Raw genomic sequence first — 13,824 nt, 5'->3', positions numbered from 1 at the left:
TTTCAATGACCGAACCCACTCTCTATCCCGAGAGTGGGTTTCGTCGTTTACGGATAGATCTCGCCTACGACGGCACCAACTTTTCGGGCTGGGCGATTCAACCTGATCGCCGCACCGTGCAAGAAGTAGTCGAAACCGCACTCAGCACTGTGGCGCAATCTCCTGCGCAGACAATCGTTGCCGGTCGCACCGATGCCGGAGTCCATGCCACAGGACAGGTAATCCACGTTGATCTGCCAGAAACCCTAGAGCTCGAAGACCTTGCCTATAAGTTAAATCGAATTCTTGATGAAGATGTACGAATCAATAAGATCGAGATCGCTCCAACTGCTTTTCACGCCCGATTCTCGGCGCTACGTCGTTACTACGAATACCGCATCCTTGATGAAAATAAAGTTATTCAGCCGCTATCACGATTGAATACCGCATCTTGGTATCGCCCATTGGATGTAGATGTAATGAACCGTGCCAGCGCTTTGCTGCTTGGCACCCACAATTACGCCGCTTTCTGTAAATACCGTGAAGGCGCAACAACGATCCGCACTCTTGAGACCTACCAATGGCGCCGCGACGATCAAGGTTGCTTAGTGGCCGATGTTGTTGCAGATGCCTTCTGTTACTCAATGGTGCGCAACTTAGTCGGCGCAATAGTCTGCGTTGCCGATGGCCGCAAAGATCCCGAATGGATATCAACGTTGCTAGAAGATAAAGAGCGCGTTAGTGATTCGCTGGTATTTCCAGCGCACGGCTTATCCCTTTATAAAGTCGATTATCCCGATGCGGCAGAGCTACTTGAGCGCGCTAAGAAGACCGTTGCCCGCCGCGAAGAAGAAGATAACTAATGGGCCACATTGATGTAAGCGCTGTTGAATACTCGCTCTCTGACGGCCGAGTATTGCTAAACGATGTTTCATTCCGTGTCGGTGATGGCGCCAAGGTTGCGCTAATTGGTCCTAACGGATCAGGCAAAACAACTTTAATTCGCATGATCTGTGGAGATTTAAAACCTGATGAAGGAGCGGTTGCCATTACTGGTGGCTTAGGTGTGATGCGCCAGTTCATTGGTTCGGTACGCGATGAATCAACGGTGCGGGACTTACTGCTTTCAATTGCACCAAAGCGAATCCGCGATGCCGCTGAAAAAGTTGTTACAACTGAAGCTGCGATGAATGCCAGTGGATCAGAGAAAGATCAGATGAGTTACGCCCAAGCGATTATCGATTGGGGCGATGCCGGGGGATATGACTTCGAACTAATTTGGGATGTCTGCTGCACCGAGATGTTAAATAAATCTTTTGATCAAGTTGCAGCCCGAAAGGTGAACACTTTATCCGGGGGAGAGCAGAAAAAATTAGTTCTGCGTGCCTTGCTAGAAGGACCTGAGGAAGTCTTGTTACTTGATGAGCCAGATAACTATCTTGATGTTCCTTCAAAGCGTTGGTTGGAAGAAGTTATCGGTGCAACTAAGAAGACCGTTCTCTTCGTTAGCCACGATCGTGAATTACTTGAAAATACCGCTAACCGAATTGTGACTCTAGAACAAGGCGTAAATGGAAATACCACTTGGGTGCATGGCGGAAAGTTTTCGACTTGGCACGATGCCCGCAAGGCGCGTAACGAACGTTTCGCTGAGATGCTTTTGCGTTGGGAACAAGAACACCAACGCCTAATTGATTTAGTAAAGACCTTGCAGGTACAAGCTGCGATCTCTCCCGATATGGCGAGCAAGTACCACGCGATGCAGACGCGTCTACGTAAATTTGAAGAAGCGGGTGCACCAGAAGCGCCACCTATCGAACAAGATGTAAAGGTTGGCTTACGTGGCGGACGCACAGGTCTGCGCGCACTTACCTTTGAAAACTTATCTCTGGCTAACTTAACGGAACCATTTAACTTCGAAGTCTTCTTCGGCGATCGCATCGCAGTTCTTGGTAAGAACGGCACCGGTAAATCTCACTTCCTGCGCATGATCGCTGGCGATGAAACTGTTAAATACGGTGGCACTTTTAAAATTGGTGCACGCGTTGAGATCGGTTACTTCGCACAGACCCATGCTCACCCAGAATTTGAATCAAAGACTCTGCTAGAAATCTTGTGGGAGACGTATTCACTTCAACTTGGCCCCGCTAAAGGCGTGCTTCGCAAATATGAAATTGATAAGCAAGCAGAACAGAAGTTCTCTTCCCTTTCTGGCGGACAACAAGCGCGCTTTCAAGTCTTATTGCTAGAACTATCTGGTTCAACTTTGTTATTACTTGATGAGCCAACCGATAACTTAGATCTAGCGAGCGCCGAGAGTTTAGAGAAAGCGCTCGATCGTTACGAAGGAACAGTTCTATCTGTAACTCACGATCGCTGGTTTACTCGTGGATTTACCCGCTTCTTGGTCTTTGGGGCAAATGGCCAGGTTTATGAGAGCCCAGAGCCGATCTTCGACCATTAAGGGGCGGCTGGTATGCGTGGATTTAGGCCATTTTGACCCTGCTACGCATGAAAGGTAAAGTTCATCCCCTGCGCCAGATAAGGCGCCGAAGGCAAGTCAGAGAAGTTAAAGCTCAAACTAGGTTCAAACTAAGAAGAAGAAGGTAATAAAGCATGCGTACATATAGTCCTAAGGCCGGAGATGTCGTCCGTAAATGGCACGTCATCGATGCACAAGATGTAGTTCTTGGCCGCCTTGCAACACATGCTGCAGTTCTTCTTCGCGGTAAGCACAAGGCAACATTTGCACCACACATGGATATGGGCGACTTCGTTGTAATCATCAACGCAGAAAAGATTGCTCTTTCAGGAAACAAAGCGCTTTCAAAGTTTGAACACCGCCACTCAGGTTTCCCAGGCGGTCTTCGCTCAACTGTTTACGGCGAGCTAATCGAAAAGCACCCAACACGCGCTGTTGAAAAGGCGATCAAGGGAATGCTTCCAAAGAACCGTCTTGGCCAGCAGGTTGCATCAAAGCTAAAGGTTTACGCAGGACCTGAGCACCCACACGCTGCTCAATCACCAACACCATATGTATTCACTCAAGTTTCACAGATCGCAAAGTAAGGGACCCATAACAAATGTCAGATACAACTTATAACGAAGTTACAGATCTAGACGAGAACGAAGTTCCTACTTCATACTCTTCAGCAACTCCAGCTGCTGCAACTAACCGCCCAGCAATCAAGGCACCTGGTGCAGGCACTGGTCGTCGTAAAGAAGCAGTCGCTCGCGTTCGTCTCGTACCTGGAACAGGACGTTGGGTTGTAAACGGTAAGACCCTGGAAAACTATTTCCCAAATAAAGTTCACCAGCAACTAGTCTCCGAGCCTTTCCGCACTGTTGGTGCTGAAAGCCAGTACGACGTATTTGCTCGTATCAACGGTGGCGGAGTATCTGGTCAAGCCGGTGCACTTCGTCTTGGCGTTGCTCGTTCACTTAACGAGATCGATGTTGAAGCACACCGTCCAGCGCTTAAGAAGGCTGGATTCCTTTCACGTGATGCACGTGTTATCGAACGCAAGAAGTACGGTCTGAAGAAGGCCCGTAAGCGTTCGCAATACAGCAAGCGTTAATTTCAAAGGCGCCCCAACGTGGCACTCTTTGGAACCGATGGAATACGTGGCTTAGCCAATCGTGATTTAACTGCTGAATTAGCACTTGATGTCGCCGTTGCCGCTGCACATATTCTCGTTGAAACAAATCCTGATAAATCACATCGCCCGAAAGCTGTTGTAGGCCAAGACTCTCGCGCCTCTGGTGAATTCCTAGAAGCAGCAGTTGTTGCTGGTCTAACTAGTGCTGGCGTTGATGTCTATCGCGTGGGAGTTCTGCCGACTCCGGCAATTGCACATTTAGTTGCCGAATCCGGTGCCGACCTTGGCGTAATGATTTCGGCATCACACAACCCAATGCCCGATAACGGGATCAAGTTATTTTCACGTGGTGGCGGAAAGTTAGACGATTCCATCGAAGCAGCGATCGAAGCGCGCATCGGCGAACCATGGGAGCGCCCAACCGGCAGCGGTGTGGGACGTGCGATCAACGATGAAAGCGCTCGCGAACGTTATATCTCACACCTTCTCTCTTCAGTTTCAACTCCGCTAAAGGGTTTAAAGATCGTTGTCGATTGTGCAAATGGCGCATCTTCAACTGTTGCACCTGATACTTATCGCCGTGCAGGTGCCGAAGTAATCTCAATCTTCGATGCCCCAGATGGCTGGAATATCAACGATGATTGCGGTTCTACACATCTACACCAGCTTCGCACGGCAGTGCTTCGCGAAGGCGCTGACTTTGGAATCGCACACGATGGCGATGCCGACCGTGCGCTAGCGATAGATGCGCAAGGCAATGAAGTAGATGGTGATGCGATCATGACGATTTTGGCGCGCGGATTTAAAGCATCTGGTTCGCTGAAATCAAACACGATTGTGGCAACTGTGATGAGCAACCTCGGCTTCTTCCACGCGATGAAGAACGCTGATATCAACGTTGAAACAACTGCCGTTGGCGATCGTTATGTATTAGAGAAGATGCTGGAAAAAGGCTATTCACTTGGCGGAGAACAATCTGGCCACTTAATCATGCGCGAATTCGCAACAACGGGCGATGGAATATTGACCGCTCTTGCACTTGCGCAAGAAGTTGTTAAATCAGGTCAACCTTTGCAAGATCTTGCATCAACAATGGTGCGTTTCCCACAAGTATTGGTAAATGTTAAGAACGTTGCCAAAGAGCGTCTTGCAGATTCTGCAGTGATTAAGGCAGCGGTTTCAGCGGCAGAGGCAAAACTTGGCGAACATGGTCGCGTTTTATTAAGAGCATCTGGCACCGAACCGCTTGTCCGCGTGATGGTTGAAGCCCAGAGTGATAACCTAGCCAGCGAAATAGCAAACGACTTGGCAAAGGTCGTTCAATCAGAGCTGGGGTAGATAACAGTGTGCGGAATTGTGGGTTACACAGGGCCACAGTCTGCAATTACTCCGCTCATCGAAGGTCTACGTCGCCTTGAATATCGTGGTTACGACTCAGCCGGAATCGCACTTGGTACATCGGGCGCTCTATTTATTGAAAAGCGCGCCGGTAAGTTAACAAATCTTGAAGGCTCACTGCCTGCAAATATGCCGGTTGTTCACTCTGGAATTGGCCACACTCGTTGGGCAACACATGGTGGACCAACTGATCGCAACGCACATCCGCACACTGACAATGAAGGAAAGCTTGCCGTTATCCATAACGGCATCATCGAGAATTATTCAGAGCTAAAGGCCGAACTCCAATCACGCGGCCACGAATTTTCATCAGATACTGACACTGAATCAGTTGCACATTTACTCTCTGAACTTCGTAAATCTCATGGCGGCGATTTAACTGCTGCGATGTTAGATGCGGTAAAGCGCTTACGCGGCTCATTTACTCTCGTTGCAGTTCACGCCGATGCCCCTGAAGTTATTGTTGGCGTACGCCGTAATTCACCTCTCGTGGTTGGTTTAGGCGATGGCGAAAACTTTATGGCCTCCGATGTTGCAGCCTTTATCGATTACACCAAGCGCGCGGTGGAACTTGGCCAGGACGAGATCATCACCATGACGCCAGCCGGCATCAGCATCATCGGCTTAGATGGCAAAGCAGTGGTTCCCAAGGAATATGCAATTACTTGGGATTCAGCATCTGCGCAAAAAGGTGGCTATTCACACTTCATGCTTAAAGAGATCTTCGAACAACCAAAGGCAGTTGCTGACACGCTAATTGGCCGCTTAACAGATAACGGCAAGATCGAACTTGATGAATTACATATGTCAGAGGCTGAAATTAAAGCGCTTAAGAAGATTGTCGTAATTGCCTGCGGCACCGCTTACCACGCGGGCATGATCGCTAAATATGTAATCGAAAAATGGGCGAAGATTTCAGTAGAAGTAGAAATTGCCAGCGAATATCGCTACCGCGATCCAATCATTGATTCAAATACTTTAGTTATCGCCATTTCTCAATCTGGGGAAACGATGGATACCTTGATGGCGATCCGCCATGCCAAAGCTGCGGGTGCGCGCGTACTTGCGATCTGCAATACCAATAGCTCAACTATTCCGCGCGAATCAGATGCTGTTCTCTACACACATGCCGGTCCTGAAATTGCAGTCGCTTCAACTAAAGCACTACTAACCCAGATCGTTGCCGTTGATTTAATTGGTCTGCACTTAGCGCAGGTACGTGGTGAACTTACAGATAAACAGGTTCGCGATCTATATAACGAGATGCTCGAGCTACCGGGCAAGATCGAACAAATCCTCGAAACCGTAGAACCACTGCGCGCACTGACTCGCACTTTTGCAAAATCTGAAACCGTTCTCTTTATCGGTCGCAATATTGGCTATCCAGTAGTTCTTGAAGGCGCTTTGAAGCTGAAGGAACTCGCATATATCCACGCCGAAGGTTTTGCTGGGGGAGAGCTCAAGCACGGTTCGATCGCGTTAATCGATGCTGAAAAAGGTACGCCAGTAATCGCGATCTTGCCTTCTGGTAGCGATCACTCGCTAGATGAAAAGATGTTGAGCAATATCCAAGAAGTTAAAGCTCGTGGTGCGCGCGTAATTGTCATTGCACATGAAGGCGCAGAAGTTGTTGGCGCAGAACACATCATTCGCATCCCAGCATGCTCACCGCTCTTCCAACCAATCCTGGCTACAGTTCCGCTACAAGTCTTTGCCTACGAAATGGCGATTGCGCGCGGCAATGATGTCGATCAGCCGCGCAATTTAGCTAAATCAGTTACGGTCGAATAATTATGCAGGCAGTACTCGATACGCGTCGCGCCCAGATGGTGCGTGCTGCGCGCTGGTCTGCGGCTCTATTTGCTGGATTTCTCCTAATTACTCATCAAGTAATCATTAATGGGCCGCTAATTGAAATCGACAAATGGATCCATGATCTAGAGCGTCCAGAATTTCGTGGAGTAAGTGGATTCATTATTCGCAGATTAGATGACCTTGGTTTGCGTGGCGTTACTGCTACCGCACTTCTTATCGCCGCTTTCTACATTGCGCGGAGATTTAAAACCTGGCGTCCACTGAATTTGGCAATTCTTTCGTTGATCTCTCTTAACTTAGTTGTAGGTCTATTTAAATTTGGCCTAGGTCGCACCAAGCCAAAGGTTGGAATCGATCTACTTCACTTCGGCGGAATGTCATACCCAAGTGGCCATGCCTCAAATGCACTTCTTACTTGGGGAGTCCTTGCATATTTAATTTATCGCTATGCCCACGTCGATCGTTATCGCGGCCGTCTGGCTAGCGCAGGCGTTGCCACAATTAGTTTGACCGTTTGCATAGTCTCTTTAGTCCGCGACACTCATTGGTTCTCGGATCTACTCGGCGGTTTATTCATCGGCGCATCTCTCTTGGTTTTGGTGATCGCGGTAGATCGCTATTACCCATCTAATAGCCAACTCTCCTAACGCCAATTAGACTCCACCCCATGATCGATGGGATTGGAATAGATGTCGTAGATATCGAACGTTTCTCCCAATCGCTCGAGCGCACGCCATCACTTCGCGAAAAACTGTTCACTCCTGCTGAACAAGTAAAACCAATTCATTCACTGGCAGCGCGCTTTGCCGCCAAAGAGGCTTTAGCGAAAGCGCTTAATGCCGGCCATGGACTTTCTTGGCACGAAGCCGAAGTCATAAATCACGAGAGCGGTAAACCAGATTTTCTCTTTCGCGGCGAGATAGCAGAGTTAGTAGATGGTGCACGCGTGCACCTTTCTTTATCTCACGATGCCGGAATCGCATCGGCGATGGTGGTGGTGGAACGATGACAAATCGCGCCGAAGTAGTCGTAAATCTCTCTGCAATTAAAGCCAACGTGGCAACGCTAAAGGCGAAAGCTGGCGTTGACTTGATGGCAGTTGTGAAAGCAGATGCTTATGGACACGGGCTCGTGCCAGTTGCAAAAGCGGCACTTGATGGCGGAGCTACTTGGTTAGGTGTTGCACTCCTTGAAGAAGCGATTGCTCTTCGCGCTGCTGGAATAACTGCACCGATCTTGGCGTGGTTAGTTCCACCGGGATCAGATTTTCAAAGCGCAGTAGATAACAACATCGATATTGCAGTTGCATCAATAAAGGCGTTGGATGAAGTTAGCGCAGTAAAAAGTGACAAGCGCCCGCGCGTTCATTTAGAAGTTGATACCGGAATGACTCGTGGCGGATTCTTGGATGAATGGCCGAAGATTGATGCACTTCATCTACACGGGGTTGAAATAGTTGGAATCTTCTCCCACTTCGCGCGCGCAGATGAACCTGGACAGCCACAAAATTTAAGTCAACTCAATCGATTTAAAAAGATGGTTGCATCCCTTGAATCTTTTGGATACCCAAATTTGATTCGCCACCTTTCAAATTCAGCTGCCACGATCAAAGATCAGGCATCTGGCTTTGACATGGTGCGAACTGGAATTGCTATGTATGGCCTAAGTCCTGATGTAAAAACACTCGGTACATCTAAAGATCTTGGGTTAATTCCTGCGATGACTTTGCGCGCCAAGTTACATCTTGTAAAGAAAGTTCCCGCCGGAAGCCCAGTTGGTTACGGAGCAACGGCGGTTACAAAGTCAGCGACCAAGCTAGGACTGGTTGCGATGGGTTATGCCGACGGAATTCCTCGTGTTGCACAAAGCGCGGGTGTCAGTTTTCTGGGAGAAAAAGCGCCAATCATTGGACGAGTATCTATGGATCAATTCGTTGTTGATTTAGCAGCGGATTCCCCTGCGCAATCTGGCGATTGGGTCACAGTTTTCGGATCCGGTGCAGATGGCGAGTACACGGCAGATGATTGGGGTGCAGCTTCGGGCTCAATTAATTACGAGATAGTTACCCGAATTGGCCCGCGTGTGCCTAGAATTTACGAACCATGAGCGTTTTAGCGATTGCAAATTTACGAGTCAACTTTGGTGGACTCATTGCCCTCGATGATGTTTTCATCGACGTTGCGCCTAATTCGATCGTTGGGCTAATTGGTCCAAATGGCGCAGGCAAGACCACTTTGTTTAATTGCATCTCAGGCTTAGTCGCACCGACATCTGGTGAGATCTCAATCCATGGCAAGAAAGTTGATTGGCTAAAAAGTTACGAGCTAGCAAATTTTGAGATAAGCCGTACCTTGCAAGGCGTTGGTCTATTTAGCGGGTTAAGTGTTATTGAAAATGTCATGATGGGTGCAGATAAGAAGCGTGAGAGCAATTTCCTAAAAGATCTCTTTGGGCTATCTGCAAAATCAGAACGCAAACTCCGCGCTAAAGCACAAGATGCGCTGGCCTGGGCAGGAGCGCTGGATTTAGCAGATAAGACGCCATCAGAGTTAACGTATCCCGAAACAAAGCGCGTATCCATTGCAAGAGCTCTAGTTTCAGAACCAAAGATTTTACTTCTTGATGAACCAGCTGCTGGACTTGGCCAAGATGATATTGATAAGTTCGCCGACTTGCTAAGGCAGTTAAAGCAACGCTGTGCAATTATCATCGTTGAGCACCACGTTGATTTCATTGGTGCGATTTCAGATCAAGTCTACGTATTGAATTTTGGCAAAGTTATCGCCAGCGGATCCTTCGATACCGTTAAGCGCGACCCAGCAGTTCTTGCGGCATATCTTGGAACTTCAAATCAAAGTGGCACCGATCAATTAGGAGTCAACAATGCTTGAAGTTAAAGATTTAGTAACCAGTTTTGGTTCGGTAATTGCACTCGACGGCGTTTCGTTTACAGCACAAGAATCGAAGATAACAACAGTTATCGGTGCAAACGGCGCCGGTAAGAGCACTTTGTTACGCACCATCTCTGGCCTAGAACATCCAGCGTCTGGCTCAATCACCTGGAGCGGAAAATCTCTAATCGGCAAGCGCGCCGAAGATATTGTGCGAGATGGCATCGCCCATGTTCCTGAAGGCCACGCCGTTATCTCAGAGTTAACCGTTGAAGAAAATATCTCAATGGGATCGCTATTTCGGCGCCGTAAATTCAAAGCAGATGTAATTGCTGCACAGGATGAGATGTTCGAACTATTTCCTCGTTTGAAAGAACGCCGCAAACAGTTGGCTGGAACTCTCTCAGGTGGCGAACGTCAGATGTTGGCCATTAGTCGCGCGCTGGTTTCGCGCCCCAAGTTACTGCTTTTAGATGAACCATCTCTTGGCCTTGCACCGTTAGTTGTAGAACAGATCATTGATTCAATAAATATTCTCTGTCGCACAACTGGTCTCACAGTTTTACTAGTTGAACAAAATGCCAATACGGCACTTGGCGTAGCCGATCACGGAGTTCTTTTGGCACTTGGCAAAGTCGTTGCCGATCGACCAGCAGCTGAGTTAAGGGCGGATGCTAATTTGCGCGCCGCATATTTGGGGTACTGATGGATACATTTCTAGCGGCCCTGTTCTCTGGCACATCTCGCGGAGCAATTTATGCATTAGTTGCACTGGGTCTTGTCATCGTTTGGCGCGGGGCTGGAATCCTTAACTATGCCCAGATGGGCCAAGCGATGTTTAGCACTTACATCGCATCGACCATGATTACCAATGGAAATTCTTACTGGTTGGCATTTGTTGTTGCAATTTTAGTAGGCGCTGTAATGGGAGCCTTGTTAGATATCTTGGTAATGCGCCCACTATCCAATAAAAAGAAGACCGAACTTTTGAGCAGCGAATCAATGCGCGCGGCGATTCCGGTAATCGCATCCCTTGGTATTTTGGGAGTTCTACAAGCTTTAGCAGGAATTATTTGGGCTGCTGAGGAACGAGGGTTTCCAGCGCCATATGCGCAAGAAGGTTTCACCGTTGCTGGCAATGTGATGCCATTTACCTCATTCGATGTATTTGTAATTACCGTTGTTTTATCTACCTTGGCTTTAACGACGCTCTTCTTTAAGAAAACCGGCGTAGGACTTGCAATGCGCGCCACAGCTTTGAATTCAGAGGTTGCTCGACTCAGTGGAATTAGAACTAACTTCACTCGCTCACTTAGCTGGGCGTTTTCTGGTGCGGCATCTTCACTTGCTGGCCTTCTGATTACGCCAACTTCAAACCTTTCACCGAATACTTTGGATTTAGTTTTGATCATCGGCTTTACCGCAGCAGTTGTAGGTGGACTTGATAGCCCGGCTGGTGCTGTAATTGGCGGCTTCCTTGTCGGAATGGTTATCTCATTTGTTAGCTTCTATGACACACCGGAAGATGTTTTCTTAGCGATCTTGGCGGTATTGATTCTGGTCTTGATTATTCGACCACGTGGAATCTTGGGAGCAAAGGATGCGCGCCGTGTCTAAAGCCAAGAACCACTCGATCGCTCGCAAGAGTCTGCGCCGGACAATCTTTTTTGTCGCAGCAATTCTCTTCGCGGCATCTACTTTCGATGCCTACAACCAAGCCCAGTTGGCTTTAGTTCTCATACTCTTTATCGGAGTCCTTTCCGTAACTTTGTTAACCGGAATCTCTGGCCAACTCTCACTTGGTCAAGGCGCGTTAATGGCGGTGGGCGGATATTGCATGGCGCTATTGATGATCAATCAGAGCTACTCGCTATGGGTAGCAATTCCTTTGGCGATAGTTGGATCAGCACTTGCCGGTCTGCTCTTGGGAATTGCAGCAGCGCGCTTAACTGGGCCATATCTTGCAGGCACAACTCTTGTTATCGCTCTTGCGATCCCAACTCTGGCGAACCGATTTATGTCGGTGCTTAAAGGCGATGAGGGACTACCGGTAGATGTTGGTTATCCACCAGTTTGGTTTACAAATTTATTTGGCGAACCAAGTTACGAACAATGGCAGCTCTATGTAGCACTTCCATTTGCAGCGATCGCGTTGTTCTTGGCCTCCAATATTTTGCTCTCACGTACTGGTCGTATGTGGCGCGCGATTAGAGATAACGAAACAGCAGCAGCGCTAAGCGGCGTCAACTTCTCGCGCCAAAAAATATTTGTCTTCGTTGTATCGGCAACCTTCGCCGGTTTATCTGGCGCCCTTTATGGACTTCGCGGTCTGGTCGGTCCCAGCGTTTACCCAGTTTCACTTTCGCTATTACTTCTCACAGCTGCAGTTCTTGGTGGCATTCGCAGCATCTTCGGAGCCTTTATCGGAACGGTAATCGTTGTATTCCTACCTGATTGGATCGATGCGGTGCTTCACCAATTCGAATTAAGCGAGCAAGTCTCTAACTTCATGCCCGCCCTGGTCTCTAGCCTCTTATTGATTTTGACCGTGGTGATTAATCCCGCCGGGGTCGCGGGTACCCACCTGCATAAACACAAGCATAAATAATTGTTATAAAGCGGCGCCCACGGGCGTGAGATCACCCCTCCGCCTTCGGCGTTTCGTCGCCTCGCATTCACTTTACGTTCACATTCGGTTAAAGTGAAGCCGTTCAACCCAGTTCAGGGTTGGTGGCAATGGGGATACCTCGTTTTCTCCATTGCATTCATTGAATAGAGAAAGAGTGAATGTAGTGAGAAATCGTGCATCTCTGTCTAGATCACCGCGCAGTTTTATATCAACTGCCGCTGTTGTACTTGCTGGCGCGCTAGCGCTCTCAGCAGTTCCAGCGCAAGGAGCAAGCACTCCTGGTGTTTCAGCCACTGAAATTGTTCTTGGAATGCAACTACCTCAAACTGGCGCAGCAAGCCCAGGCTATAACAAAGTAGATGACGCAATGCGCGCCTACTTTGATTATGTAAATTCCAAGGGCGGCGTTTACGGACGCAAGATAACTTTGGTCGTCAAAGACGATACATACAAGGCAGGTCTAACAGTTTCTACTGCATCTGCGCTGATCAACAAAGATAAAGTCTTTGCAATGGTCGGAAGCGTTGGAACCCAGACACATATCTCTGTTATCAAAGATATTAACCGTCGTGGAATTCCAGATCTATTTGTAAACAGCGGATACAGCGGTTTCTACACAGATCCAAAGAAGTACCCAACAACTTTCGGCGCCCTCGGCACATACGTCGTTGAAGCGAAGATCCTTGGAAAGCACATCAAGGAGAATTACTCAAAGAACACTGTCGGTATCGTTTATCAGACAGATGACTTCGGCCGTAACACTGTTGAAGGGCTTGCCACAGCTGGCGTGACATTCACAGCGAAGAAGACCGCAGCAACATTTATCGCGGGTACTCAGGGTTCAGGCCTTGATGCTCAGATGCAGCAGCTCAAAGATAACAACGTAGATGTTGTTGTCGTTGGCGCAGTTGCTTCAGCATTTGCTGCAGCAGTTTCTTCTGCAAACAAGATTGGCTACAAGCCAGCACAGTGGATCGTTATCTCAGTAGGTGCAGATGCAACTACATTCCAGACAATTCTTGGCGCTCGCGGAATTGCACCAGCAGTTTCAGCGGCTCTTCTAGCCGGAACCATCTCAGCATCACATGCTCCATCACCAGGTGAAGCAGATGACGAGTTCGTAAAGGCATTTAAGAAGATCAACGATGAGTTCAACAAGGGTCCAGATAAGCGTTGGGATAACAACATTCTTCAGGGAATGAATATTGGATACCTAACTACATCTGCACTATTGGGTGTTGGTAAGGATCTAACACGTCCTGGAATCATCAAATACATCGAAGCAAATGCAGCAAAGCTTCCAAGTGCGGCGCTGTCACCACTTGGTTACAGCACAAAGACTCACGAAGCTTTCACTGGTTTCTGGATCGGTAAGTACGATGCAGCAACAGTATTAAAGCCAATTGATGCAACTCGTAAAGTTTGGACAACAGACTCTGCAAAGGGCGCTGTAACTGAACTCAAGTACACACGTCCTGCAATTGCAGCCGATGCCCTACCAAAGGTTGGTTAA

The 13,824-nt window shown here is 48.3% G+C and carries 14 protein-coding genes; all 14 read left to right on the top strand.

The genetic code is table 11. The features are described 5' to 3' along the window. Positions 1 to 5: 5 nt before the first annotated feature. The 14 genes from truA to A1sIIB106_RS05490 all read left to right on the top strand — a co-directional run bounded on the left by truA (position 6) and on the right by A1sIIB106_RS05490 (position 13,824). On the top strand, positions 6 to 842 hold the full coding sequence (gene truA, locus A1sIIB106_RS05555; RefSeq protein ID WP_095677639.1) for a tRNA pseudouridine(38-40) synthase TruA: 837 nt from the start codon (positions 6 to 8) through the stop codon (positions 840 to 842). After that, positions 842 to 2,443, top strand: a complete 1,602-nt coding sequence (locus A1sIIB106_RS05550; RefSeq protein WP_095671501.1) for an ABC-F family ATP-binding cassette domain-containing protein — start codon at positions 842 to 844, stop codon at positions 2,441 to 2,443. Before truA ends, A1sIIB106_RS05550 begins: the two co-directional genes overlap by 1 nt. Before the next feature lie 152 nt (positions 2,444 to 2,595). Next, positions 2,596 to 3,048, top strand: a complete 453-nt coding sequence (gene rplM, locus A1sIIB106_RS05545) for a 50S ribosomal protein L13 (RefSeq protein ID WP_095671500.1) — start codon at positions 2,596 to 2,598, stop codon at positions 3,046 to 3,048. Positions 3,049 to 3,062: 14 nt separating this feature from the next. Continuing rightward, positions 3,063 to 3,557, top strand: a complete 495-nt coding sequence (gene rpsI, locus A1sIIB106_RS05540) for a 30S ribosomal protein S9 (RefSeq protein WP_095671499.1) — start codon at positions 3,063 to 3,065, stop codon at positions 3,555 to 3,557. An 18-nt stretch (positions 3,558 to 3,575) separates the two neighbouring features. After that, positions 3,576 to 4,916 carry a phosphoglucosamine mutase gene (gene glmM / locus A1sIIB106_RS05535; RefSeq protein ID WP_095677638.1) on the top strand — a complete coding sequence of 447 codons (1,341 nt, stop codon included), beginning with the start codon at positions 3,576 to 3,578 and terminating at the stop codon, positions 4,914 to 4,916. A 6-nt stretch (positions 4,917 to 4,922) separates the two neighbouring features. After that, on the top strand, positions 4,923 to 6,767 hold the full coding sequence (gene glmS, locus A1sIIB106_RS05530) for a glutamine--fructose-6-phosphate transaminase (isomerizing) (RefSeq protein ID WP_095677637.1): 1,845 nt from the start codon (positions 4,923 to 4,925) through the stop codon (positions 6,765 to 6,767). Between the two features lie 2 nt (positions 6,768 to 6,769). Beyond that, positions 6,770 to 7,438, top strand: a complete 669-nt coding sequence (locus tag A1sIIB106_RS05525; protein WP_223299484.1) for a phosphatase PAP2 family protein — start codon at positions 6,770 to 6,772, stop codon at positions 7,436 to 7,438. A 20-nt stretch (positions 7,439 to 7,458) separates the two neighbouring features. Next, the gene (locus tag A1sIIB106_RS05520; RefSeq protein ID WP_095677636.1) at positions 7,459 to 7,800 is read left to right on the top strand and encodes a holo-ACP synthase; all 342 of its coding nucleotides are present in this window, start codon (positions 7,459 to 7,461) and stop codon (positions 7,798 to 7,800) included. Further along, positions 7,797 to 8,897 carry an alanine racemase gene (alr, locus tag A1sIIB106_RS05515; protein WP_095677635.1) on the top strand — a complete coding sequence of 367 codons (1,101 nt, stop codon included), beginning with the start codon at positions 7,797 to 7,799 and terminating at the stop codon, positions 8,895 to 8,897. Before A1sIIB106_RS05520 ends, alr begins: the two co-directional genes overlap by 4 nt. Then, entirely contained in the window at positions 8,894 to 9,682 is a 789-nt protein-coding gene (locus A1sIIB106_RS05510; RefSeq protein WP_095671494.1) for an ABC transporter ATP-binding protein, read from the top strand. The genes alr and A1sIIB106_RS05510 overlap by 4 nt, the downstream gene beginning before the upstream one ends. Then, entirely contained in the window at positions 9,675 to 10,388 is a 714-nt protein-coding gene (locus A1sIIB106_RS05505) for an ABC transporter ATP-binding protein (RefSeq protein ID WP_095671493.1), read from the top strand. Before A1sIIB106_RS05510 ends, A1sIIB106_RS05505 begins: the two co-directional genes overlap by 8 nt. Next, a complete protein-coding gene (locus A1sIIB106_RS05500) occupies positions 10,388 to 11,299 on the top strand; it encodes a branched-chain amino acid ABC transporter permease (protein WP_095671492.1) in 912 nt (303 codons plus the stop codon). Before A1sIIB106_RS05505 ends, A1sIIB106_RS05500 begins: the two co-directional genes overlap by 1 nt. Beyond that, positions 11,292 to 12,290, top strand: a complete 999-nt coding sequence (locus A1sIIB106_RS05495) for a branched-chain amino acid ABC transporter permease (RefSeq protein WP_190277169.1) — start codon at positions 11,292 to 11,294, stop codon at positions 12,288 to 12,290. The genes A1sIIB106_RS05500 and A1sIIB106_RS05495 overlap by 8 nt, the downstream gene beginning before the upstream one ends. A 184-nt stretch (positions 12,291 to 12,474) precedes the next feature. Then, positions 12,475 to 13,824, top strand: a complete 1,350-nt coding sequence (locus A1sIIB106_RS05490; protein ID WP_095677633.1) for an ABC transporter substrate-binding protein — start codon at positions 12,475 to 12,477, stop codon at positions 13,822 to 13,824.

The organism is Candidatus Planktophila lacus (assembly GCF_002288325.1).
GTDB classification, from domain to species: domain Bacteria; phylum Actinomycetota; class Actinomycetes; order Nanopelagicales; family Nanopelagicaceae; genus Planktophila; species Planktophila lacus.
Note: the sequence above shows the minus strand (reverse complement) of the source record. Positions and strands in the feature narration are given on the sequence as shown.

What these genes read in the sequence shown, in the direction of transcription:
- rpsI (WP_095671499.1), top strand. Translation starts at nt 3,063, where the DNA reads ATGTCAGATACAACTTATAACGAAGTTACAGATCTAGACGAGAACGAA.
- A1sIIB106_RS05520 (WP_095677636.1), top strand. Translation starts at nt 7,459, where the DNA reads ATGATCGATGGGATTGGAATAGATGTCGTAGATATCGAACGTTTCTCC.
- A1sIIB106_RS05525 (WP_223299484.1), top strand. Translation starts at nt 6,770, where the DNA reads ATGCAGGCAGTACTCGATACGCGTCGCGCCCAGATGGTGCGTGCTGCG.
- A1sIIB106_RS05505 (WP_095671493.1), top strand. Translation starts at nt 9,675, where the DNA reads ATGCTTGAAGTTAAAGATTTAGTAACCAGTTTTGGTTCGGTAATTGCA.
- A1sIIB106_RS05510 (WP_095671494.1), top strand. Translation starts at nt 8,894, where the DNA reads ATGAGCGTTTTAGCGATTGCAAATTTACGAGTCAACTTTGGTGGACTC.
- alr (WP_095677635.1), top strand. Translation starts at nt 7,797, where the DNA reads ATGACAAATCGCGCCGAAGTAGTCGTAAATCTCTCTGCAATTAAAGCC.
- A1sIIB106_RS05500 (WP_095671492.1), top strand. Translation starts at nt 10,388, where the DNA reads ATGGATACATTTCTAGCGGCCCTGTTCTCTGGCACATCTCGCGGAGCA.
- rplM (WP_095671500.1), top strand. Translation starts at nt 2,596, where the DNA reads ATGCGTACATATAGTCCTAAGGCCGGAGATGTCGTCCGTAAATGGCAC.
- truA (WP_095677639.1), top strand. Translation starts at nt 6, where the DNA reads ATGACCGAACCCACTCTCTATCCCGAGAGTGGGTTTCGTCGTTTACGG.
- A1sIIB106_RS05550 (WP_095671501.1), top strand. Translation starts at nt 842, where the DNA reads ATGGGCCACATTGATGTAAGCGCTGTTGAATACTCGCTCTCTGACGGC.